Annotated in this window: 1 protein-coding gene; it reads right to left on the bottom strand. The window is 67.4% G+C overall.

Features of this window, described 5'->3' with window-relative positions; all coding sequences use genetic code 11:
- Positions 1–27 precede the first annotated feature (27 nt).
- The gene (locus tag CLV30_RS25795; RefSeq protein ID WP_106540123.1) at positions 28–1,263 is read right to left on the bottom strand and encodes an IS30 family transposase; all 1,236 of its coding nucleotides are present in this window, start codon (positions 1,261–1,263) and stop codon (positions 28–30) included.
- Positions 1,264–1,311 lie beyond the last annotated feature (48 nt).

Raw genomic sequence — 1,311 nt, 5'->3', positions numbered from 1 at the left:
GGCGGTGTCCATCGGTGTAAGCAACGGTCATGCTGCTGCCGGGTTGGCGAGCAGTTCGTCCAGCGCTTGGGCTGGGGTTTTCAGGTCGAGTGTAGGGCGGGGTCGTTGGTTGAGCAGGCTGGCGATGCGGTCGAGGTCGTCGGCGGTGTGGATGGATAGGTCGCTGCTTTTGGGGAGCCAGAACCGTAGGAGCCGGTTGGTGTTCTCGTTGCTGCCGCGCTGCCAGGGTGAGTGTGGGTCGCAGAAGTAGACCGGGAGGCGCAGGTCGAGCTGGATGTGTTTGTACTCGGCCAGTTCAGTGCCCCGGTCCCAGGTCAGTGACCGGCGCAGGTGCTCGGGCAGCCAGCTCATCTGCGTGATCATCGCCGCGGCGACGGTGGCGGCGTCGTGCCGGTCGGGCAGGTGCAACAGCATGGTGAACCGGGTGCTCCGCTCGACCAGGGTGCCGACCGCCGAGTGGTTGGCGGCGCCGGTGATCAGGTCGCCTTCCCAGTGCCCCGGCACAGCCCGGTCGGCGACCTCGGCGGGACGTTGACTGATCTTGAAGGCGTCCCGGTACGGGCTGTTCTCCCGCTTGCCGTTCGTGCGGGGCCGACGTGCGGCACGTTTCAGGCTCAACTGCCGGTGCAGGTCTTGGCGCAACCGCCCGCGGGTCTGTACGTACAACGCCTGATAGATCGTCTCGTGACTCACCCGAGCCATCCTCGCCCCGGCGTCGGCGCCGGGATGCTGCCTGCGCAGTACGGCCGCGATCAGCCCCGGCGACCAGCCATCGTCCATCCACGCCTCGATCCGCCGGCACAGCCGCCGATCCTCGACCAGCTTGAACGGTTTGCGGCGGTGGCGGCGCTCGTGCGCGGCCCGGTGCGCCACCGGCGCGTAGTAGGAACCGTCCGGCCCACGGTTGCGGTTGATCTCACGCCACACCACCGTCTTGTCTCGACCAATCGCCACGCCGATCTGGGCATAAGACAGGCCCTGACGCCGCAACGCCGCGATCACCGCACGATCCTCGCTGCTCAACATCCTGCGCTGCCGCGCCCGCGAGTCGACACCGCCCGGGTCCGGCGCTGGCACCGATCCGGGTAACCCACCAGGCCTGTTCTGCTGAATCGATGGCTCCACAAGCCCCGATGCTCGCCACCAATCCATCCCCGTCCACACCGACACGCCGACCACCGACGCAGCCGCCTGCAACGACGCCCCACCACACACCAGCGCGAAGAACCCCTCACGCACCTCATACGGCAACGCCCTCGGCAATCACAACACCCTCTCCACTAGGCGTTGCTTACACCGATAGATTCCACC

It is taken from the genome of Haloactinopolyspora alba (assembly GCF_003014555.1).
Taxonomy (GTDB): Bacteria; Actinomycetota; Actinomycetes; order Jiangellales; family Jiangellaceae; genus Haloactinopolyspora; species Haloactinopolyspora alba.
The sequence above is the reverse complement of the archived record's forward strand: the minus strand, read 5'-3'. Positions and strand labels throughout refer to the sequence as shown.